The organism is Actinomycetota bacterium, from assembly GCA_030776625.1.
In the GTDB taxonomy this organism is placed as follows: Bacteria; Actinomycetota; CADDZG01; order CADDZG01; family WHSQ01; genus MB1-2.
Map to the genome: position 1 here is coordinate 36,716 of JALYHL010000011.1, position 21,160 is coordinate 57,875.

Genomic DNA, 21,160 nt, shown 5'->3' on the forward strand with positions numbered 1-21,160 from the left:
GAATTCGGGACATTTCCCGAGCAAAACGGGGGTCGGGGCTAGAAGTAGAAGGTCGCCTTCTCCGCTAGTTGGATCAGCGGGCTCCAGAAGAGGCCGAACACCAGCGTCGCGGCCGCGGTGAGACCTATGACGGCGAGCGATGCCGCGCCCGGTCGGAGTGGGTCCCGGACCTCGTCGGGCTCCTGCATGTACATCACGACCATCACGCGCAGGTAGAAGAAGGTGGCGATCGCGCTCGTGAGTACCCCGATCACCACGACCCACTCGTAGCCCGCCTCGATCGCGGCGCCGAACACCACGAGCTTGCCGACGAACCCCGACGTGATGGGCACACCCGCGAGTGAGAGCAGGAACAGCGTCAACGCGCCCGCCAGAAGCGGGTTCTCGTAGAAGAGCCCCTTGTGGTCGATGAGCCGCGTCCGTCGCTCCTCGCGCCCCGCCAGAACGGCGAGGATCGCGAACGCGCCCACAACCGTCAGCCCGTACGTCGCGAGATAGAAGAGGGATCCGGAGACGCCGCGATCGTTCGCCGCGATGACCCCCGTGAAGATGAACCCGGCGTGTGCGATGGACGAATACGCAAGCATCCGCTTGAGGTCCTCTTGCACGACCGCGAGGATCGAGCCCACGAGCATCGTGACGACCGCAACGCCTATCACCAACGGCCTCCAGTCCCAGCGAAGCTGGATCAACGCGCTCTCCAGCAACCGGAGGACCGCGGCGAACGCTGCCACCTTCGAACTCGCGGCCATGAACCCGGTGACCGGGGAGGGTGCGCCCTGATACGCGTCGGGTGTCCACATGTGGAAGGGAACCGCGGCGACCTTGAAACCCAGGCCGACGATCAGGAACCCGGCGGCGATCACCATCAAGCCGGTCTCTTGCGCGGGGGCCGACGCGAGGAAGCCGAAGACTCCGGGTGTCCCCGCCCCGCCGCCGGTCGCGTACAGGTTCGTCGTTCCGGTCGCGCCGTACGTGAGGGCGACGCCGAGCAAGAAGAAGGCGGACGAGAAGGAACCCAGCAAGAAGTACTTCATCGATGCCTCTTGCCCGCCCAGGGAACGGCGCCGGTATCCCACGAGGACGTAGAGCGCGAGCGAGAACGTCTCGAGCGCGAGGAACATCATCATCAGGTCCGCGGCCCCCGCCATCAGCATCATCCCCGTGACGGCGAACAGCACCAGCGCGTAGAACTCCGACTCCTCCACCCCCTCCCGCCTCAGGTAGTCGCGGCCGAGCCACACCGTCAGCAGGCCGAAACTCACCAACGCGATCTTGATGAAGGTCGAGAAGCCGTCCATCGCCACCATCCCCGCGAGCTGAAGCTCGGTCTGTCCCCACACCGCGACGCACAGGACAGCCGCCACGGCCAGACCAGCGCTGGCGAGCAGCGGGAGGTAGAGGTTCTTGCCCCTGTCTCCGACGAAGCCGTGCACCACCAAGATCAGCAGAGCGGTCACGCTGAGAGCGATCTCCGGCGCGATCCCGCCGAGCTCCACGTTCGGAGGCGTGAAGTTCACCTAGCCGCCTCCCCCGCGACCGATGCGCCCTCTGGTTCGACGGAGGTCTGGTTGAAGGTGTCGACGATGCGCTGCGCCGAGGGCTCGATGCGGTCGAGGAACGGCTTCGGATAAACGCCGATGAGCACGATCAGAACCAGGATCGGCCCCAGCATCGCCAGCTCCCGCCCGTTCAGGTCGGGGAGCAGGCGGTTCTGTTCGTCGGTCACCTCGCCGTGGAACACGCGCTGGTACGCCCACAAGAGGTAGATCGCGGCGAGCACGACACCGAGCGCGGCGGGAACTACCCACCAGCGATAGGAGAAGAAGGTACCCAGGAGGATGAGGAACTCGCCGACGAATCCGTTCAGGCCGGGCAACCCCAGCGACGAGAGAGCTACGACGAGGAAGACGCCCGAGAGGATCGGGACGGTACGGGCGAGCCCGCCGAAGTCGGCGATCAGGCGCGTGTGGCGCCGGTCGTAAAGCGCGCCCACGAGCATGAACAAGGCGCCGCTCGACAACCCGTGGCTCACCATCTGCAGGATCCCGCCGCTCATGCCCTGGATGCTCCCGACGAATATCCCCAGCGTGACGAAGCCGAGATGCGCGACCGAGGAGTAGGCGACCAGCCGCTTGAGGTCCTTCTGCATCGTCGCGACCAGAGCGCCGTAGATGATCCCCACCATCGATAGCCCGATGATGATCGGGGCGAGGTCTCGGGCCGCATCCGGGAAGAACGGGATCGCGAAGCGGATCAACCCATACGCGCCGAGCTTCAACAGCACCCCCGCGAGCAGGACGGAGCCCGCGGTCGGTGCTTCGGTGTGAGCATCGGGCAACCAGGTGTGGAACGGGACGAGCGGCACCTTCACCGCGAACGACGCGAAGAAACCCAGGAACAGCAACCGTTGAACGTCCAGGGGCAGCTGCGTACCCAGGAGCTCGGTGTAGCTGAAGGTCGGAGCTCCGGAGGCCGCAAAGTAGAGATACACGATCGAGACCAGCATCAGCAGGGAGCCGACCAGCGTGAACAGGAAGAACTTCATCGCCGCGTAGATCCGGCGGCCGTAACCCCACATCCCGATCAGGAAGTACATCGGGACGAGGCTCGCCTCCCAGAACAGATAGAAGAGGAACATGTCGAGCGCGGTGAACACCCCGAGCAGACCCGTCTCCAGCGCGAGGAAGAAGACGAAGTAAGCCTTCGCCCTGGTGGTGATGCTCCAGGAGGCGAGGACACCAAGAGGCATCAGGAAAGTCGTCAGCATCACCATCCACAGGCTCACCCCGTCGATGCCGGTGATGTAGCCGATGCCCCATTCCGGGATCCACGACAGTGACGACCCGAGTTGGAACTGAGCCTCGGAGTTCGCCTCGAACTGAAGCAACACGCCGATCGACAGCAGGAACGTGATGAGCGTCACTGCGAGCGCCGCGAGCCGCAGCACCTCTATCCGCTCCTTCGGGATGAATCCCAACAACACCGCCCCGACCAACGGGGCGAAGATCACGATGTCGAGGATAGGAAGCTCCGTCATGTGAGACCTACTCGGACGAGCAGGACGCTGAGGATGATCACGACACCCAGGAGGACCATCAAGGCGTAGTTGCGCACGTAGCCCGTTTGGATCCCTCGGAAGCTCTCAGACGTGCGCGCGATCGCGCGGCCGGTACCGGTGAGGACACCGTCGATGTAGCGGGGATCGAAGACGTCCGCGAGGTACCTCGACAGCGCCTTGCCCGGAAGCACGATCCCGTACCCGTAGATCCTGTCGACGTAGAACTTATTGCGCGCGGCGGTCACGAACCCCGGTACTCGGGCGTGGGCCTTGCGCCGGCGAAGCGAGCCAGCCCTGGTCATGTAGACGCTCCTGGCCAACAAGATCCCGGCAACCGCGACCAGCAGAGCGATGCCGCCCAGGATCCACGGTGTCAGCCCCTCCGGCACGTGCGACGCGCCCACCACGGGCTCCAAGAAGTGCTCGAGGGTCAGCAGACCCGGGAGGTTGATCACGCCGCCTACGAGCGACAGGAAGGCGAGGGGTACGAGAGCCGCGGCCATGGACGGCGGAACGTCGTGCACGTGCACACCTTCCGGAACTTTCACGGGTCCCTCGAAGACGCGGAAGTAAAGGCGCGACATGTAGAAGGCGGTGATGAAGGCGCTCAGTGCACCCACCGCCCACAGCACGTACTGCCCATCGGCCCACGCGGACGCCAGGATGGCGTCCTTCGAGAAGAAGCCGGCGAACGGCGCGATCCCGGAGATCGCGAGCCACCCCAACATGAAGGTCGTACCGGTGATCGGCATGACCTTCCGCAGCCCACCCATCTTGCGCATGTCGGTCTCACCGGCTAGCGCGTGCATCACCGCGCCCGCACCGAGGAACATCAGCGCCTTGAAGAAAGCGTGCGTGACGAGGTGGAAGATCCCGGCCGAGTACGCGTGGACGCCGTGCGCCAGGAACATGTAGCCCAGCTGCGAGATCGTCGAGTAGGCGAGCACCTTCTTGATGTCGTACTCGAAAGCCGCCATCAGCCCCGCCCACAGCGCGGTTGCGGCACCGATGATGCCGACGACCATCAACGCGACTCCTCTGGAGGCCTCGAACACCGGGCTCAGTCGCGCCACCATGTAGACACCTGCGGTGACCATGGTGGCCGCGTGGATGAGGGCAGAAACCGGGGTCGGACCCTCCATCGCGTCCGGCAGCCAGACGTACAGGGGTATCTGTGCGCTCTTGCCGGTGGCGCCACCGAACAACAACAGCGCTGCCACCGTGGCGATACCCGCGGTCATCGCCGCGGCATGCTCGTTGATCGCGATCATGCTGAGGCTGCCTACCGTCGAGGCCAATAGGAAGATCCCGAGCAAGAACGAGAAGTCGCCGATCCGGTTCACGATGAACGCCTTCTTCGCCGCGTTCGCGGCGGAGTGTTTCTCGAACCAGAACCCGATCAGCAGGTACGACGCGAGGCCGACGCCCTCCCACCCGACGAACAGGAGGAGCAGGTTCTCGGCGAGCACCAGGATCAGCATGAACGCGACGAACAGGTTGAGATAGGCGAAGAAGCGCGAGTAGCGCGGGTCGTCGTGCATGTAGCCGATCGAATAGACGTGGATCAGCGTCCCGACGCCGGTGACGACCAGCAACATGATTCCGGAGAGTTGGTCGACCAGCAGGTCGAATCCGACGGAGAAGTCGCCGACCACGATCCACTCGAAGTAGCGGTGTCCCTCAGCGACCTCATGGTGGCCGGAGGAGACGACGCCGAGGAAGGTGACAAGCGACGCGAGGAACGCCGCGCCGACGGCAGCCGAACCGACGACGCCCGCGAGTTTCCCGATCCGGCGTCCGAAGAACATCAACACCGTCGACCCGATCAAGGGCAGAGCGATGATCAGTGGCGCCAACTGAGTGTGGTCGACGAACGTGGCGCTCTCCACCGCGAGGTTAGCCGTCATCGGCGCAGAAGGTTGATCTCGTCGACGCTGGAGGAGACGCGATGGCGGAAGATCAGCGAGATGATCGCGAGGCCGATCACGACCTCTGCCGCCGCCACGACGAGGACGAAGAACACCAGCACCTGTCCGTCCACGTGACCGTGTTGACGCGCGAAGGTGACGAACACAAGGTTGATCGCGTTCAACATCAACTCGATGAACATGAAGATGACGATCGCGTTACGCCGGACCAGCACACCGATCACCCCGATGGTGAACATCAGGCCCGCGAGCAGTAAGTAGAACCCTGGGGCCACGCTCACGACGGCTCCTCATTCAAGGCGGCGCGCTCGTGGCGGTCGGTCTCTACGGCGCTGATTCGGCGGGCGAGCACCATCACCCCGACGATCGCCACGACGAGCAGGATCGACGTCACCTCGAACGGCAGGAGGTAGCGGCTGAACAACGCGTTGGCGATCGCCTTAACGTTGCCGGGCTCTCGATTCAGCTCGGTTAACGCGGAGGCGCCGTCGGCGCCACCGGCGGCCAGATCGGCGCCTTGGACGGCGACGAAGATGAGGCCGAGACCGAGGAATGCGCTCAGGGCGAGGGCGGTGCCTCGCTGCCCCGTCAAGGGCTCGATCAGAGACTCCTTCAGGTCGATGCCGAGCAACATGATGACGAAGAGGAACAGCACCATGATGGCGCCCGCATAGACGATGATCTGGATCGCGGCGACGAAGAAAGCGCCCTGCAACAAGAACCCCACGGCGAGTGCGATCTGGGTCCCGACCAGGAACAGCGCCACGTGAACCGCGTTCGGCGCGAACAGCATCGCGATCGAGAAGCCGAGGGCCGAGACGAAGACGATGCCGAAGAGGAGGACCTCCAGGTTCATCCGGCCGAGTCCTCGAAGTAGCTCTCGGGTGCGATCTCCCGCTTCGTCTCCCAGTGGCGCACGATCGGCGAATCGATGATCAGCTGGTCCTTCTTGTAGATCATCGCCTCGCGCGAATCCGCAGAGAGCTCGTATTCCGTCGTCATAAGAAGGGCCTCTGTGGGGCAGGCCTCGATGCACAGGCCACAGAAGATGCAGCGGAGGTAGTTGATCTGATAGATCTGCGCGTATCTCTCGCCGGGCGAGAAACGGGCTTCCGGCGTGTTCTCCGCCGCCACGACGTAGATGGCGTCCGCCGGGCACGCGCCCGCGCACAGCTCGCAGCCGATGCACTTCTCCAGCCCATCCGGGTGCCGGTCGAGGATGTGGCGGCCCTTGTAACGAGGGAACGGGCGTCGCCGGACCTCCGGGTAAGACGCGGTGTCTTTTCTCTTGAAGATGTTCTTTACGACCACGCCCATGCCGCGCGCGATCTCAGGCACTGCCACTGGGCACCTCCCGAACGCTCCGCTTCACGGGGACGATGCGCGCGAGCCGAGGATCGCCACGGCCCATCCAGACCAGCACGACGAGGAACAAGACGCCGAAGACTCCGAGACGGACGTTGCGCGAGATCCCTTCGGTGTTGACGATCGCCGTCACCATGATCCAGCCCAGCGCCGCGGGGATCAGGCGCTTCCATCCCAGCCACATCAAGCGGTCGTACCTCAGCCGAGGCAACGTCGCCCTGACCCACACGAACAGGTACACGAAGAACAGCACCTTCAGCGTGAACCAGACCAACGGCATGATCCACGGGATCCCGAACTGGGGCCCGTGCCAACCTCCGAAGAACAACGTCACCGCCATCGCCGAGATGGCGACGACGTGGATGTACTCGCCCAGGAAGAACATCGCGAAGCGGATGCCGGAATACTCGGTGTGGAACCCGGCCACGAGCTCGGTCTCGGCCTCCGGCAGGTCGAACGGCGCCCGGTTCGTCTCCGCGATGCCGGCGATCAGAAAGATCAAGAACGCGGGCCACTGCGACCAGATGTACCAGTTGGGGACGAATCCAAAGATGTTCGACAGCTGGTCGAGCACCGGGATCCCGTTGAACACCGTCACCTCGCCCACCGTGCCCGCTTGGGCGGCGACGATGTCTTGCGTCGAGAGACTTCCCGCCACGAGGACGATCGGAACGAGCGAAAGGCCGAGCGCGATCTCGTACGAGATCAGCTGAGCCGTGGAGCGCACGCCACCCAGCAACGGGTACTTCGAACCCGAAGCCCAGCCCGCCAGAACGATGCCGTAGACACCGAGAGAGCCCATCGCGAGGAAGTACAGGAGCCCGATGTTGAGGTCGCTCAGGATGAAGTCGACCCTGCGGTCACCGATCGTGACGTGGTCGCCGATCGGGATGACGGCGAAGGCCAGGAACGATGGCACCATCGCGGCCACGGGAGCCAGCGCGTACGCCCACCGATCCGCGTTCTTCGGCCTGAAGTCCTCCTTGAAGAACAACTTGATGCCGTCCGCCAGCGTCTGCATCAACCCGAACGGGCCGTGACGGTTCGGGCCGCGGCGGGACTGCATGAATGCGAGCACCCGGCGCTCGAACCAGATCACCAGCATCGTGACCAGGAGAAGCACCGTGAACACCACAATGACCTTGACCACCGCGATGATCAGCGGGGCGCCGATCCAGTCGATGACGTTGCCGATCATGGACGCCTCACCGACACCGTCGGGTCCACACCCGAGATCAGCTCGTTCGCGGGCAACCCCGCCTGGTCGTAGGGAACGAAGACCGCACCCCGGGCGATGTCTCCGATCACGGCGCGGACGGTGAAGCTCCGTCCGTTGCCTTCGACCAGCACGTCTTGGCCGTCGTCGATCTCGAGCGCCTTTGCGTCCTCGTCGTTCAGCTCGACGAAAGGCTTGCGCTGCAACCTACGGAGCGCGGCGCTCCGCGCCATCATCGTCCCCTCGTCATAGAGCTGCCTGCCCGTCAACAAGACGAACGAGGGAGAGCTGCCAGCATCCGCAGGCGCCGCCGAGCCGGTCTCATTGGCTGTGGTCGCGCTACCGGCTTCACCAGCGGCTGGGGAGGATGGTGATGGTGCCGTACCGAGTTCCGCAGCGCCGCGGCTAGCCGCAGTCGCCTCCGAACGCGGCGGCTCCGGCTGTAAGCGCGGACTGTCTGAGCCACCGGTGCCGTCACCACCGGACCCAGCCGCCCCGGGATGCGCGACAGGCGGAATGAAGCCGGGGCGTTGCTCGGCCTCGAAGGCGCGCAGCTCCCACGAGAGAGGCCAGTTCTGGCCCGTCTGGAATGGGGCGCCCTGCCGGAAGCCTTTCGGGTACTGGCCTCCCGGGCCAGCCACGGGTACGTGCGGAGAGTCGTTCGCCATCCCGCTGAAGGCAGACTCGTATTGCAATGAGCTCTGCGGCATGTCTTGTGCGAGCGCCTCTACATCCACCGTGGCGTGGGTCTTCACGTTTTTCTTGATGTCGACCCACACGTCGTTGAAATCGCGCCAGCCCCAGTCTTCACCGAGGCTCTTCGCGATCCCCGCGCATATGTCCCACGGCTCTTTCGCGGAGCCGGGCACGGGCAGGAGCCTCTCTAGCTTCTGGAGTCTGCGCTCGAGGTTCGTGAACGTCCCCTCGCGTTCGGCGTACGCGGCGCCCGGTAGGACGACATCCGCGTGCGCGACGGTCTCGGTGGCGAAGAGCTCGACCACGACGGTGAAGGGGCTCGCGTCCAGCGCCCCCTGCGCGAGGTCGCGGTCGGGGAAATCGCGCAGCAGGTCCGCGCCGAACAGGAAGAGCGCGTCGAGCTCCCCCGCGGCCGCGGCCTCGAGCATCGCGCGGGTGTCGAGGCCTGGCTCTCCCACAGGAACGTAGCCGGCGGCGAGCGCGGGGTGGACGCCCATGTCCAGCATCCCCTGCGACCCGGCATGCGGCGGGCACACGAGGAGCTTGCCGCCGGTCGCAACCGCCAGGGCAGCGGCCGCTTCGGCAACCGCAGCCTCGTTCCGGCCGGGCGACGCTGCGGACCAGCAGACGACGACGGGACCTTGCGTTTCGAGTCCCCGTAGCGCGGCAGCTTCCTCACCTACCGGTGTGAGCTCCCGATCGGCCGCGATCGTGTCGAGGGACATGGAGCGCGGTGAGACAACGATCAATTCCGCCCCGTGATCGAGGACGGCTTTGCGGATCCGCAGGTACAGAACGGGCAGCGTCTCTTTCGGATCGGGCCCGACCCACACGATGGTCTTCGCTTCGTCGAGGTCGTCATAGCGGGCGCTGGACCCCGCGGCGCCCGTTACCGGGAGCACCACCTCGTACGGCGCCCCCGCGTCCTGGATCCGCGAGTCGATGTTGTTCGTCTTCAACGTACGACGGGCGAGGCGGCCGATCGCGTAGGCGTCCTCGGTCGTCAGGTGGCCTCCGGCGATGACGCCGATGCGGCTCTTGCCCTCGAGCTTGTCAGCGATCGTGGAGTAGGCGCGACCCCAGGGGGCACTTTGGAACGCGTCCTCCTCGCCGCGGATGAGCGGCGTCTCCAAGCGGTCGTCCGCCGAAACGTGGTGATACGCGAACCGCCCCTTGTCGCACATCCAGAAGTCGTTGACCTGTTCGTTCGGAAGAGCTTGAACGCGAACCATCTTTCCGCTGCGCGACTCGTTGGTGATCGGGCAGCCGACGGAGCAATAGGTACAGACGCTGGGCGCCGTCTCCAGGTCCCACGGTCGCGATACGAAGCGGTAGGGCTTCGACGTCAACGCGCCGACGGGGCAGATCTGGATCGTGTTGCCGGAGAAGTAGCTGTCGAACGGCTCCTCGTTGAACGTCAGGATCTGCGTACCGGGGCCACGGTCGACGAGTTGGATGAACCGGTCCCCGGCGATCTCGTCCGAGAACCGGACGCAGCGCCAACAGAGCACGCAGCGCTCGCGGTCGAGCACCACGAGGTCCGAGATCTCCAACGCCTTCTCGTACGTCCGTTTCGGCTCGACGTAACGCGTGGACCCCGGCCCGTGCTGGAACGTCTGGTCTTGCAGCGGGCACTCACCGGCGCGATCGCAGATGGGGCAGTCGAGCGGGTGGTTGATTAGGAGGAACTCGAGCATGCCCTTCTGCGCATCGACCGCATCCTCCGAGACCGTGTTCGCCTTCATCTCGTCCGTCACCGCGGTGGCACATGCCGGCAAGAGCTTGTTCTGGCCTTCGACCTGAACGAGGCACATCCGGCACACCGCGACGGACTTCATGCCGGGGTGGTAGCAGAACCGAGGAATGAAGATCCCCATCTGCTCGGCCACGTCGATGAGGAGGCGGCCCTTCTCCGTGTTGACCGTTTGACCGTTGATCGTGATGGTGACGAGGTCGTCGCGCGCAGCGTCGTTCACGACGCGCCTCCGTCGCTGTGTGCCCCGCTGTCGGTCCAGACGCCCGCCGACGGCTGGTCGCCTATGCCGGCCTCGCCCAGGCCGACCCCGGCGCGGGCGCCGACCAGCTGCTCGTGGTCGCCGTCGAAGGGACAACGTCCCTGGTCGACGTGCGCCTGGAACTCCTCCCGGAACAGCTTCACGTTCGAGCGCACCGCCCATGAGGAGGCGTCACCGAGCGGGCAGAAGGAGCGTCCGTCCATCCCGTTGCAGATGTCGAGGAGCAGGTCCATGTCCTCCTGACGGCCCTCGCCGTGCTCGAGGCGCTCGAGGATCCTCACCTTCCACCACGTCCCCTCGCGGCACGGGGTGCACTTGCCGCAGGACTCGTGAGCGAAGAACTCGGCGGTCACCAGCGCGTTCCGCACCATGCAGGTGGTGTCGTCCATGAAGACGATCGCGCCGGAGCCGAGCATCGTGCCCGCTTCTTTCAACGCCTCGAAATCCATCGCGATATCGGTCGTCGTGAGAAGCGGCGCGCTCGCGCCCCCCGGGATGATCGCCTTCACGGGACGGCCGTCCCGCATCCCGCCGGAGAGCGTGAGTATGTCTGCGAGCGACATGCCGAGCGGGACCTCGTAGTTCCCGGGCTTGTTCACGTGACCCGAGACCGACATCATCTTCGTCCCCGGTGACTTCTCGGTACCCCACTGCTTGAACCAGTCCCCGCCGTTGTTGACGATATGCGGCAGCGTCGAGACAGTTTCGGTGTTGTTGATGACCGTGGGCTGACCGTAGAGACCCTTCACCGCGGGGAACGGCGGTCGCAGGCGCGGCTGGCCGCGGTATCCCTCGAGAGAATCGAGAAGCGCGGACTCCTCACCGCAGATGTAAGCGCCGGCGCCTCTGTGCAAGATGATGTCGAGATCGAACTTCGTGCCGAAGATGCCCGTGCCGAGGAAGCCCTTGTCGTACGCCTCGGCGATGGCCGCATCCATGCGGCGGGAGCCGAGGGCGAACTCGCCGCGGCAATAGATGAAGGCCTTGTTCGCCTGGTTGGCCCATGCCGCGATCGTGATCCCTTCGATCAGCTGGTGCGGATCCATCTCGCCCAGCTCGCGGTCCTTGAAGGTTCCGGGCTCGCCCTCGTCGTGGTTGATGACGACGTACTTAGGAAACACGTCCTTGGGGACGAACGACCACTTGACCCCCGTCGGGAACCCCGCTCCTCCGCGGCCACGGAGACCCGCGCCCTTCACGAGGTCGATCGTCTCGTCGGGTGTCATCTCCGTCACCACCTGACGAGCCGCGGTGTAGCCGTCGTCGTCGAGAACACGCTTCAGGGTCCAGGAATCCTGAGGGAACTGGCGTAAGCGCTTCGTGACGACGCGGACCTCTTGCGGGGCGGTCACGACTTCTGACCTTTCCCCGGAACCTTCGGCCGCGTGCCGGGGCCGGCGCCCTGCTTGGGGGACTCTCCGCCCATCGTCGGCATGCTCTCCATCTCGGTCTCCAGCCGGCGCAGCCCCGCCGTGGCCGTCTCGCGCGAGATCTGCTTCGAGGTCCTCACCGGCTCTCCCGCGACGCTCAGCACGACCTCGCCTCGGGCCAACTTGTCGACGATCGCGACCGCCTCTTCAGGCGTGACCTTGTAGAAGTCCTCGTAGTTCACCTGCATCGCGGGCGCGCCATCGCAGGTGGCAAGGCATTCCGCGGCCTCCAGCGAGAACCTCCCGTCGTCTGTCGTGCTGCCGGCCGGAACGCCGAGATGCTCCTCCAGAGCGCGTACGACCTTGCGCGCCCCCAGGTGCGTGCACGAGATGTTGCGGCACACCGAGACGAGGTACTGGCCTTGTGGCCGCCTCTTCAACATCGTGTAGAAGCTTCCGGAGGAGAGGACCTGCGCCGGTGTGAGATCCAGGATGTCTGCCACCTCGCGCATCCCCTCGTCGGTCACGTATCCCTCGACCGACTGCACCAGGAACAGCAGCGGCAACAGCGCTGAGCGCGAGTTCGGGTACTTCGCCGCGATCGCTTCCGCCTCCGCGCGCAGCTCCGGTGTCAGAACCTGCCGCGCGGGTGCATCGTCGGGGCGCCGCTTCTGCTTGATCGTCATCTGTCGACGCCTCCGAGCACCGGGTCAAGCGACGCTATCGACGCGATGAGGTCGGCAACGAGCCCGCCCTGCACCATCACGGGCAGCGACTGCAGGTTCACGAAGGACGGGTCCCGGACGTGGCACCGGTAGGGAGATGTCCCGCCGTCTGACACCAGGTAGCAGCCGAGCTCGCCGCGCGGCGACTCGACGGCCACGTACGCCTCTCCCGCCGGAACCGTGTAGCCCTGAGTCATCAGTTTGAAGTGGTGGATCACCGCTTCCATCGACCAGTTCAGCTCAGTGCGCGTCGGCGGCATCAGCTTCGGGTCCATGTTCTTGTAATCGCCCGACGGCATCGCGTCGAAAAGTTGGCGGATGATCTTCACGGACTCGCGCATCTCGACCATCCGCACCTGGTAGCGCGCGTAGACATCGCCGCCGTCCGCGATCGGCACGTCAAACGAGACGTCTCTGTACACCTCGTACGGCATGTCGCGACGGATGTCCCAGTCGACGCCCGCCGCGCGCGCGATGGGGCCGGTCGCTCCTAAGCGCAGGCAGTCCTCTTTCGAGATCTTGCCTACGCCGATCGTGCGTTCGAGGAAGATCGGGTTCTCCGACAACAGCGCTTCGTACTCGTCGATGCGCCGCGGCATCAGGTCGAGGAACTTCGACAGCGGACCCTCATAGCCCTCGGGGAGGTCCTCCCACACTCCACCCGGAAGGAAGTAGCCGTTATTCATGCGCAGGCCGGTGACCATCTCGTAGAAGTCGAGGATGAGCTCCCGCTCGCGGAAACCGTAGAAGACGCCGGACATGGCACCCATGTCGAGGGCTTGGGTGCCGAACCACACGAGGTGAGAGTTCAGCCGGTTCAGCTCGGCCATCATCGTCCGGATGTACTTGCCGCGAGCCGGAACCTCGATCCCGAGGAGCTCCTCGACCGCCAGGCAGTAGACCTGCTCGTTGTAGAGCTGCGCGAGGTAGTCCATCCGCGTGACGGCGGTGACCGCGCCCCGCCAGTTCTGGTCCTCGCATTCCTTCTCGATCCCGGTGTGGAGATATCCGATCTTGGGCTCGCAGCGAACGACTGTCTCTCCATCGAGCTCGAGCAGGAGCCGGAGCACCCCGTGCGTCGCCGGGTGCACCGGGCCCATGTTTATGGTCATGCGCTCCTCGCGCGGGTCGTACGACTCGACGTACGCGCCGTGGCCGTGGGCCTCTAAACGAGCGACGGCGTCCTGTGTCGTGCTCATCCCGCGGGAGTCTCCGAGGAAGCTTCCGGCTCCACTACCTGGCCCAGATGATCGAGCTGCGCTTTCGCCTCACCCTTCATCGTCGACTGGCCGGGAGCATCGATCTGAAGGAAGGGCTGAGGGATGAACTCGATCGCGACCTTCCCTACGCCGTAGTCCTTGCGCAGGGGGTGGCCCTCCCACTCCTCCGGCATCATGATGCGCGTCAGGTTGTCGTGGTTGTCGAACCAGATCCCCATCAGGTCGAAGGCCTCGCGTTCCATGAAACGCGCCGTCGGCCACAGGTCGACCACGGAAGGAGCGGTCGGTGGCTCACCGGTCGCCACCACGTGAACCGTTCGGCGCTCGCGTCGGTCGCGATGGAGCAGCTGAACGACCGCTTCGAAGCGATGTTCGAAACCCAGGCTGAGCGCGTCGAGACCGCACAGGTCTGCCAGCCACCATCCGTCCGCGTGAAGCTCTTCCGCCAGCGCTCGCCACGCATCGGGCTGGACCCACTGCGTCTCCGAAGCCGTCACGCGGTCACCCTGCGCGCGTCGTAGTCGCCGCGGAGGATCTGCTCGTGGAGCAACATGATGCCGTCCATCAACATCTCCGGCCGCGGCGGGCAGCCCGGGACGTACACGTCCACCGGCACGATCTGGTCGACGCCCTGGATGAGCGCGTAGTTGTTGAACATCCCGCCGGACGACGCGCAGACGCCCATCGACAGGACCCATTTCGGCTCGGTCATCTGGTCGTAGATCTGGCGCAGGACCGGAGCCATCTTCTGGGAAACGCGACCGGCGACGATCATCAGGTCGGCCTGGCGAGGTGAGGCGCGGAACGCCTCCATGCCGAAGCGGGCGAGGTCGTGGCGCGGCATCGTCGTGTCGATCATCTCGATCGCGCAGCAAGCGAGGCCGAAGGTCGCCGGCCACAGCGATGACTTCCTGGCCCAGTTCACCAGATGATCGAGCTTCGTCGTGATGAAGTTGGCCCCGACGGCGTCGCTCAGTCCGCCCACTCGAGGCCCCCTCTCTTCCAGACATAGGCGTAAGCCGCGATCAGGATGAACATGAATACGCCCATCTCGATCAGCCCGAACACCTTGAGGTCCCCGTACGCGGCCGCCCACGGATACAAGAACGCGGTCTCGATGTCGAAGATGATGAACAACATCGCCGTCAGATAGAACTTGACCGGGAAGCGCTGGCCCTCGGTGCCCGCCTCTGGAACGATCCCCGACTCGTACGGCTGGAGCTTCGCGGTGGTCCACTTGCGGGGAGTCAGCTTCGCCGCCACGAGGATCGACGCGACCGCGAAGATCGTCGACAGGATGATCAGGATGAGGATCGGAAGGTAAGCCCCGAGCGTCACGGCTTCAGCTCCGCGAGCTTCTTCATCAGCTTCAGCCCGCGCTGCTCGGCGGTGCGGCCGCGCTCATCCTCCAGGTTGGCCAACAGCGTCAGGGCGAAGCTCATGACCGGCTTCGAGTGCATCGCCATTCCCACGAGCTTCTCCATCAGAACCGGATGCCCGATCAACCTCACGAACCTGCGTCCGAGCCGGAAGTAGGCGCCGTAGGTCTCCTCGAGCTCGCGCGTGTAGTCCTCGAGGACGGGAGTAGAGCCCGACTCCAGCGCCTCGTGGATGTGCCGCCCCGCGATGCGCCCGGTCTCGTAGCCGTAGGCGATCCCCTCGCCGTTACAGGGGTTGATCATCCCGGCCGCGTCGCCCGCCAACAAGAAGCCCGGCCCGTGGGGCGGCCACACGCTGGAGCCCATGAACAGACGGCCGGCTCGCGGCTTGGAACAGACGGTGGAGGCGTTGATCTCCCATTCCGGAGGCAGCTGCGCGATGAAGTTGCTCTGGAGATCGTGCAGGTTGACCGCGCGCCAGCCACCGTACGTCGACAACAGCCCGACTCCTGCATTCACCGTGCCGTCGCCTACCGGGAACACCCACCCGTACCCCGGAAGTTGCTTGGGACCAGAGCGAACGTCGAGGTACGCCTCGAACCACCCGGAGTGCTCCATGGGTGATGTGAAGTACTGACGTATCGCGAAGCCCATGGGGTATTCCTCGTTGCGGACGCGCCCGATCGAGCGCGCGAACTTCGTTGCAGCCCCCTCGGCGCAGATCACCCACTTCGCGGCGATCTCTTCGTTGTGACCGTCGCGTTTCGCGACGAACCCGGACATCACGCCCTTGTCGAAGAGGGGCTGAGTCACCTGCGTCTCGTAGAGCACCTTCGCCCCCGCGCGCTCGGCATGATCGAGGACGATCTGGTCCAGCTCCTTGCGTGGCTTCACGAGCCCGTAGTCGCACAGGTCTTCGAGTTTCGGCCACGGAAGCTCCATCGTCTTGCCGGCCGCGTGCACGCGCAGCCCCTGCACGCGCTCCCAGCTCTGCAGCTCGTCTGCGAGACCCATCTCCGATAGGACCTTTACCGCCCGGGGGGTCAAGCCGTCACCGCAGGTCTTCTCGCGCGGGAACGCCTTCTTCTCGCACACGACGACGGAGTGGCCTTTGGATGCGAGGAAGTGGGCAGCCGCAGACCCCGCTGGGCCGCCGCCCACGATCGCGACGTCGAACTCCGTCGTCACAGGCTGCTACTCCCTCCGGGCTGGGATGGGGGCTGTGGGCGCTTGTGAAAATTTTCACGAGCGACCGGGATGAGTCTATCCCTGCTCGTCGGCCGGGCCTAAACGAGGTCCGCTACTCGAAGGTGGCGGTGCCGTTCATCCCCGGGTGCACGTCGCACTGGAAGTAGTAGTCGCCCTTCTCGTGCGCGGGGATCTCGTAGGTCGTCTGCTGGCCGCCCGGGATGATCTGGCCCTTGAAGATCTCCTTGTCCGCAGCTTCGGTCTCGTAGATCGAGACGTTGTGCTCGACGGAGTCGTCGTTGACGAACTGGAGCGGGGCGCCGTCGACCGGGATCGTGAGCGTGTCCTTGTCGAACGCGACGTTGGCGGCGGCGATCGTGAGTCCCGCCGCTTCGCCGCCGCCCTCGGGCGCCGCGACCTCGCCGGTTCCCTCGGCCCCCGCGAGCTCGTTCTGGTTGCCGACGAGGAACCCGATCGCCAGGAGCGGGATCAACAGATAGAGGAGCAACATGCCCGCCCCGGCGCCGCGCGGTTCCGCGGTCGCGGCCACCGCCGGGACTCCCGTGGCGACCAGCTCGTCGATCATCTTCCGACGTTGGTGCAGAGCGGCTTGAGCGTCGAACTGAGCGTCGGTCGTGACCGCGTCCTCGGGCCGCAGACGGTTGCCCGACGCGGTGCCGTGGGTGACTCCGGACGGAAGCGTCGCAGTGGCTGCCGCCGCCGGCGCCGCGATGGGCGCGGCTGCAGCGGCCGGAACGGGCGCGGTAGCGGCAGCGGGCTGCAGCGGCTCTGCGGGCGCGGCCGGAAGGTCGCGGGTTAGCTCCTGAGGCGTGGCCACAGGTTCTTCGGGCGCGGGCGGGACCTCCTCGGTCGCGGCCTGCGCGGCGGCCGCTTCGATCGTCGGGGCCGCGGCCGCAGGAGCCTCATCGGCCACGTCGTCTTCGTCACCTGCGGGCTCAGCCGCCGGGGCACCGTCGCCGCCTTCGAACTGGGGCTGCGATCCGGGCCACCACCTGGGTTCCTTCGGGTGCGGCGACCCGTGCACGGCGCGCTGTCGAGCGGCCTTGGCACGAGCTTCCGCGACGGCCGACGCGCTTCCCTTGGCCTGTTCTTCCGCGAGGACTTCCTGGTAGATCTGCTCTGGGTCTGCCACCCCTGCTCCTGTTCGACTCGGTCTGCCACGGCCGATGAAACGGCCGTAAATCTACCCGCACGAGACGAGCGCGCTCCTCTCTAACGCTGATCCCCAAGCTGCTCCAGAGCAGTGCGCCCTCAGGCCTCGCGATCCGTCGACAGCCGGGCGAGGTCTGCCAGCGCGGCGCGCGCGTCGTCCGGGATGGGTAGCTCGGCCAGAGCCGCATCGGCTCGCGACCGCAGCCGATCGAGCAGCGACTGCGTCCAGGCGCGCGCCCCGCTGGCGTCGACGAGCTGGCGCAGGCGGTGCACCTCGTCCTCTGAGAGGTCCTCGCCCCGGCCCCAGCGCCGGGTGAAGAAGCTGCGGTCGCGCTCGTCGAGGAGCTCGATCGTCTTCGCATAAAGGATGTTGCGCTTGCCTTGACGGATGTCTGAGTCGATCGACTTCCCCGTTGCGCTGGAGGCTCCGAACGTCCCCAACAGGTCGTCGCGCAGCTGGAACGCCTCGCCCAGCGGGGCCGCGAAGCCCGACAGCTTCTCCAGGAGCTCGGCGTCCGCGCCCGCGAGGGCGGCGCCGATCAAAAGCGGTTCCTCCACGGAGTAGCGGCCCGACTTCAAGACGGCGACCCGTCGCGCCTGCGCCTCGTCCACGTCGACCGCGCGCGACAGCTCCAGATCCAGGAACTGCCCCGCGATCACCTCTTGGCGCATCCGCGAATAGGAACCGAAGGCCCTGGCGACGGCAACCGGCGGGAAACCGGCGTGCATCAAGAGGTCGTCCGCCAGGACCAACGCGAGATCGCCGACCAGAAGGGCGACGTCGACGCCCGCGCTCGCGTTGGCCGTGGCGATCCCGCGGCGTTCCACGGCCTCGTCCATGATGTCGTCGTGCACGATGGCGAACGTGTGCAGGAGCTCCAGTGACGAAGCGACGCTGAGGATCTCCGGCGCATCCGGGCGGCCGCCGCAGCGATAGCCCCAGTAACAAAAGGCGGGGCGCAACCTCTTGCCGCCTGCGGCCACGATCCGCTCGATCCATCCGATGAGAGGACGCGCCTCGGGCAACGCCTCTCCACGCTCCTGGAGTACGTCCGCCAGCCGCCGGTTCACGCGCCGGCGGAGCGCTTCGTGAGCGGGCTCGAAAAGTGTCACCGAACGCGAACCTAAGTGCCTGTGCCGGAGTCCGAACGTTTAGGCTCCCGGCCATGGGCCGCTTGAGAACCCTTGCCACCGCGTCCACGATCGCAACCTTCGTCCTGGTCTCCATCGGAGGCCTCGTTCGCGCCACCAAGTCGGGGCTGGGCTGCGGGACCGACTGGCCCGATTGCTCCGGGCGCGTGATCCCGTTGTTCTCGCACTACACCGTCGCGATCGAGTTCTCGCATCGTCTCGCCGCGGCCGTCGTCACCGTGCTAATCGCCGCTCTCGCGGTGACCGCACTTCGTCACCACCGGGACCACCCGAAGATCGTGTGGTCTGCAGTCGGCGCTTTCTTTCTCGTTCTGTTCCAGGCAGGACTAGGCGCGGCGGTGGTATTCCTCGAGCTCCACGCCGACACGGTCGTGATGCACCTCGGAACCGCGATGACGCTGTTGGCGCTGTTGGTCCACCTCACCGTGCGGGTGTCGGCTCTCGACGGGAGTGGCTGGAGCCCGGACGCGCAAGCCAGCCGGAGCGCCCTGGCCGCCGCGCTGAGCGTGCTGATCCTGTTGCTCGTGGGCTCGTATCTCTCGGGCACCGGAGGCACGGGTGGGTTCCGCGACTGGCCGCTGATGGATGGGCAGCTCGTCCCGGACCTGGGGATCAGAGCCCAAGCTATCCACTTCCTCCACCGCGCCCTCGCTGCGGTCGCGGGCGTCATCGTCTTCGTGGTCGCGTTCCGGATCCTGAAACGGAAGGCGGAGCTGCCGGATGCAGCGCGGCTGATGCATATCGCCGGAGGGCTGTTCGCGGTCGAGGTGATGATCGGCGCGGCGAACGTGTGGACGCAGCTCGACGCCGCGTTCGTGACCGCTCACCTTGCGGTCGGCGCCGCTATCTGGGCAACGCTGGTCGCGACCGCGGCCGTCACCAGCCCCGCGATCGCGGCCGATGCCGCCACGCAGAGACGCCCTAGCCCGCGCGGCCAGCTGGCGGAGGCGAGTCGCTGATGCGCAGGCTCGTTGCGGACCCCGGCGGATCGCTCCGGATCGAAGAGCAGATCGACGCCACGGCCGAAGTGGCAACGAGCGACGAGGTGACGCCTCAGCGAGGTTGGGCACGGGTGGGCGCCTACGTGGCGCTCACGAAGCCGAGGATCATCGAGCTCCTCCTGGTGACGACCGTGCCGTCGATGATCGTCGCCGCCGGCGGATTCCCGTCGCTGCGGTTGATCCTGCTGACGCTGCTCGGAGGAACGCTCTCGGCGGGCGGCGCGAACGCGATCAACTGCTACCTCGATCGCGACATCGACGAGCTCATGCCGCGCACCCGTAAGCGTCCTCTTCCCACGCACAAGGTAGAGCCTCGCAACGCACTGCTGTTCGGCATCGCCCTAGGCGTGATCGCCATGGTGCTGTTGTGGGTGACGGTCAACCCGCTGGCCGCGTCGCTTTCGACCGCCGCTCTCCTCTTCTACGTCTTCGTCTACACGATCGGGATGAAGCGGTCGACGCCTCAGAACATCGTGATCGGGGGCGCCGCGGGCGCGATGCCCGCGTTGGTTGGCTGGGCCGCGGTTACCGGAACCGTCGAGCTGCCGGCGCTGGCGCTCTTCGGGATCATCTTCTACTGGACGCCGCCACACTTCTGGGCGTTGGCGATGCGCTACGAGAAGGACTACGCCCGCGCGGGCGTGCCAATGATGCCGGTCGTCTACGGACGCCAAGAGACCACGCGCCACATGCTCTTGTACTCGTTCTTGTTGCTGGCGATGTGCCTCGCGTTCTTCGCGGTCGCCAAGATGGGCGTGATCTACCTCGTCTCGGCCCTCGTTCTGAACGGCATCTTCATCGGGTGGGCGTTCAAGCTGTGGCGCAACCCCAACCCGAAGAGTGCCTGGGGCCTCTTCCGGTTCTCGATCTACTACCTGGCCCTGCTCTTCGGAGCCATGGCGATGGACCAGATGCTGCGCCTCTAGCGCGCTCTCCGACAAAACATGCGTTAAACGCACGTTTTGCGCGAAAGCTATGCCCGTGAAGCTTTGCGCGCTGCATCCGTTCGGTCCGCACGCATCCATGCGCCGATCGCCAGCGCGATCGCTATCACGAAGACGAAGTCGCCGCCGAGCCACATAACCAGGGCTCCCGCGCGCTGGTCGGCGAGGTCGGGGTAGGCCGGATACAGCGGCGTCGCGCTCGAGTACAGCGCCAGGCCCAGGAACGACTGGAGCGGGAGGGCGGCCACGAGATAGCCGAGACGCGCTGGGTGCGCAAGAGCGCGGCGAGAGATCGGATCGGACGCGATCACCGGGGACCAGAACAAGAGCCCTGCGGATATATAGAGCCCGTGCTCGACGAAGTGGACCAGCTCGTTGTCGAGCGCCGCCTGATACAGGGGCGAGAAGTGCGTGACCCACATGACGACGGCGAAGAAGCCCCACGTCATCAGGGGATGCGTCAGAAACTTGGCGGCTCGCGACCGGAGAAGGCGCGCCACACCCTTGCGTGGTCGTCCACGTGTCGCCTGCAAGAGCGCCGTTACCGGCGCTCCGGCGAGCAGCAGGGGCGCCGCTATCAGCACCAGCAGCAGGTGCTGCGCCATGTGAGCCGTGAACGAGTGGTGCGCCAGAGACGGGAGCGGGCCGACGAGAGCGGCGGCCGCGAGCCCTACGCCCGCAATGAGCCACGACGGTCTAGTCACGCGCGGGAACGACCTACCAGCGT

General features: G+C 65.9%; 19 protein-coding genes and 1 pseudogene. 2 read left to right on the top strand and 18 right to left on the bottom strand.

Annotated features, from left to right (window positions below):
- Positions 1 to 38 precede the first annotated feature (38 nt).
- From M3N53_14515 to M3N53_14595, 17 genes and pseudogenes are all read right to left on the bottom strand, one after another.
- The gene (locus M3N53_14515) at positions 39 to 1,520 is read right to left on the bottom strand and encodes an NADH-quinone oxidoreductase subunit N (GenBank protein ID MDP9069535.1); all 1,482 of its coding nucleotides are present in this window, start codon (positions 1,518 to 1,520) and stop codon (positions 39 to 41) included.
- Positions 1,517 to 3,040: an NADH-quinone oxidoreductase subunit M gene (locus tag M3N53_14520; GenBank protein ID MDP9069536.1), complete on the bottom strand. Its 1,524-nt coding sequence runs from the start codon at positions 3,038 to 3,040 to the stop codon at positions 1,517 to 1,519. The genes M3N53_14515 and M3N53_14520 overlap by 4 nt, the downstream gene beginning before the upstream one ends.
- On the bottom strand, positions 3,037 to 4,968 hold the full coding sequence (gene nuoL, locus M3N53_14525; GenBank protein ID MDP9069537.1) for an NADH-quinone oxidoreductase subunit L: 1,932 nt from the start codon (positions 4,966 to 4,968) through the stop codon (positions 3,037 to 3,039). Before nuoL ends, M3N53_14520 begins: the two co-directional genes overlap by 4 nt.
- Positions 4,965 to 5,264 (bottom strand): NADH-quinone oxidoreductase subunit NuoK, encoded by a 300-nt coding sequence (gene nuoK, locus M3N53_14530; GenBank protein ID MDP9069538.1) that lies wholly within the window; start codon positions 5,262 to 5,264, stop codon positions 4,965 to 4,967. The genes nuoL and nuoK overlap by 4 nt, the downstream gene beginning before the upstream one ends.
- A gap of 2 nt (positions 5,265 to 5,266) precedes the next feature.
- The gene (locus M3N53_14535; GenBank protein MDP9069539.1) at positions 5,267 to 5,845 is read right to left on the bottom strand and encodes an NADH-quinone oxidoreductase subunit J; all 579 of its coding nucleotides are present in this window, start codon (positions 5,843 to 5,845) and stop codon (positions 5,267 to 5,269) included.
- A complete protein-coding gene (nuoI, locus tag M3N53_14540; protein ID MDP9069540.1) occupies positions 5,842 to 6,306 on the bottom strand; it encodes an NADH-quinone oxidoreductase subunit NuoI in 465 nt (154 codons plus the stop codon). The genes M3N53_14535 and nuoI overlap by 4 nt, the downstream gene beginning before the upstream one ends.
- A gap of 13 nt (positions 6,307 to 6,319) precedes the next feature.
- Positions 6,320 to 7,552, bottom strand: a complete 1,233-nt coding sequence (locus M3N53_14545) for an NADH-quinone oxidoreductase subunit H (GenBank protein MDP9069541.1) — start codon at positions 7,550 to 7,552, stop codon at positions 6,320 to 6,322.
- Positions 7,549 to 10,242, bottom strand: a complete 2,694-nt coding sequence (gene nuoG, locus M3N53_14550) for an NADH-quinone oxidoreductase subunit NuoG (GenBank protein MDP9069542.1) — start codon at positions 10,240 to 10,242, stop codon at positions 7,549 to 7,551. Before nuoG ends, M3N53_14545 begins: the two co-directional genes overlap by 4 nt.
- Positions 10,239 to 11,633, bottom strand: coding sequence for an NADH-quinone oxidoreductase subunit NuoF (gene nuoF, locus M3N53_14555; GenBank protein ID MDP9069543.1), 1,395 nt, complete (start codon positions 11,631 to 11,633; stop codon positions 10,239 to 10,241). Before nuoF ends, nuoG begins: the two co-directional genes overlap by 4 nt.
- Entirely contained in the window at positions 11,630 to 12,337 is a 708-nt protein-coding gene (locus M3N53_14560) for an NAD(P)H-dependent oxidoreductase subunit E (protein MDP9069544.1), read from the bottom strand. The genes nuoF and M3N53_14560 overlap by 4 nt, the downstream gene beginning before the upstream one ends.
- Complete coding sequence (gene nuoD / locus M3N53_14565) at positions 12,334 to 13,575, bottom strand: NADH dehydrogenase (quinone) subunit D (GenBank protein ID MDP9069545.1); 1,242 nt, start codon at positions 13,573 to 13,575, stop codon at positions 12,334 to 12,336. Before nuoD ends, M3N53_14560 begins: the two co-directional genes overlap by 4 nt.
- Complete coding sequence (locus tag M3N53_14570; GenBank protein MDP9069546.1) at positions 13,572 to 14,093, bottom strand: NADH-quinone oxidoreductase subunit C; 522 nt, start codon at positions 14,091 to 14,093, stop codon at positions 13,572 to 13,574. Before M3N53_14570 ends, nuoD begins: the two co-directional genes overlap by 4 nt.
- A 32-nt stretch (positions 14,094 to 14,125) precedes the next feature.
- Positions 14,126 to 14,572, bottom strand: a pseudogene (locus tag M3N53_14575) (NADH-quinone oxidoreductase subunit B).
- A complete protein-coding gene (ndhC, locus tag M3N53_14580) occupies positions 14,569 to 14,934 on the bottom strand; it encodes an NADH-quinone oxidoreductase subunit A (protein MDP9069547.1) in 366 nt (121 codons plus the stop codon). Before ndhC ends, M3N53_14575 begins: the two are co-directional and overlap by 4 nt.
- Positions 14,931 to 16,163 (bottom strand): geranylgeranyl reductase family protein, encoded by a 1,233-nt coding sequence (locus M3N53_14585; protein MDP9069548.1) that lies wholly within the window; start codon positions 16,161 to 16,163, stop codon positions 14,931 to 14,933. The genes ndhC and M3N53_14585 overlap by 4 nt, the downstream gene beginning before the upstream one ends.
- A 112-nt stretch (positions 16,164 to 16,275) precedes the next feature.
- Positions 16,276 to 17,316 carry a cupredoxin domain-containing protein gene (locus M3N53_14590; protein ID MDP9069549.1) on the bottom strand — a complete coding sequence of 347 codons (1,041 nt, stop codon included), beginning with the start codon at positions 17,314 to 17,316 and terminating at the stop codon, positions 16,276 to 16,278.
- A gap of 119 nt (positions 17,317 to 17,435) precedes the next feature.
- Positions 17,436 to 18,449, bottom strand: a complete 1,014-nt coding sequence (locus M3N53_14595; GenBank protein ID MDP9069550.1) for a polyprenyl synthetase family protein — start codon at positions 18,447 to 18,449, stop codon at positions 17,436 to 17,438.
- A gap of 53 nt (positions 18,450 to 18,502) precedes the next feature.
- Here M3N53_14595 and M3N53_14600 point away from each other — a divergent pair, with 53 nt between their 5' ends.
- Together M3N53_14600 and M3N53_14605 are read left to right on the top strand one after the other, a co-directional pair.
- Positions 18,503 to 19,447 carry a COX15/CtaA family protein gene (locus tag M3N53_14600; GenBank protein ID MDP9069551.1) on the top strand — a complete coding sequence of 315 codons (945 nt, stop codon included), beginning with the start codon at positions 18,503 to 18,505 and terminating at the stop codon, positions 19,445 to 19,447.
- On the top strand, positions 19,447 to 20,415 hold the full coding sequence (locus M3N53_14605) for a heme o synthase (GenBank protein MDP9069552.1): 969 nt from the start codon (positions 19,447 to 19,449) through the stop codon (positions 20,413 to 20,415). Before M3N53_14600 ends, M3N53_14605 begins: the two co-directional genes overlap by 1 nt.
- Before the next feature lie 47 nt (positions 20,416 to 20,462).
- On the opposite strand, the gene M3N53_14610 is transcribed toward M3N53_14605, so the two are convergent.
- The gene (locus M3N53_14610) at positions 20,463 to 21,137 is read right to left on the bottom strand and encodes a cytochrome c oxidase assembly protein (GenBank protein MDP9069553.1); all 675 of its coding nucleotides are present in this window, start codon (positions 21,135 to 21,137) and stop codon (positions 20,463 to 20,465) included.
- Between the last annotated feature and the right edge of the window lie 23 nt (positions 21,138 to 21,160).

Excerpts from the sequence above, each read along its gene's own strand:
- nuoD (MDP9069545.1), bottom strand. The coding sequence starts at position 13,575 with ATGAGCACGACACAGGACGCCGTCGCTCGTTTAGAGGCCCACGGCCAC.
- M3N53_14545 (MDP9069541.1), bottom strand. The coding sequence starts at position 7,552 with ATGATCGGCAACGTCATCGACTGGATCGGCGCCCCGCTGATCATCGCG.
- M3N53_14535 (MDP9069539.1), bottom strand. The coding sequence starts at position 5,845 with ATGAACCTGGAGGTCCTCCTCTTCGGCATCGTCTTCGTCTCGGCCCTC.
- M3N53_14520 (MDP9069536.1), bottom strand. The coding sequence starts at position 3,040 with ATGACGGAGCTTCCTATCCTCGACATCGTGATCTTCGCCCCGTTGGTC.
- nuoI (MDP9069540.1), bottom strand. The coding sequence starts at position 6,306 with ATGGGCGTGGTCGTAAAGAACATCTTCAAGAGAAAAGACACCGCGTCT.
- nuoL (MDP9069537.1), bottom strand. The coding sequence starts at position 4,968 with ATGACGGCTAACCTCGCGGTGGAGAGCGCCACGTTCGTCGACCACACT.
- M3N53_14605 (MDP9069552.1), top strand. The coding sequence starts at position 19,447 with ATGCGCAGGCTCGTTGCGGACCCCGGCGGATCGCTCCGGATCGAAGAG.
- M3N53_14560 (MDP9069544.1), bottom strand. The coding sequence starts at position 12,337 with ATGACGATCAAGCAGAAGCGGCGCCCCGACGATGCACCCGCGCGGCAG.
- M3N53_14600 (MDP9069551.1), top strand. The coding sequence starts at position 18,503 with ATGGGCCGCTTGAGAACCCTTGCCACCGCGTCCACGATCGCAACCTTC.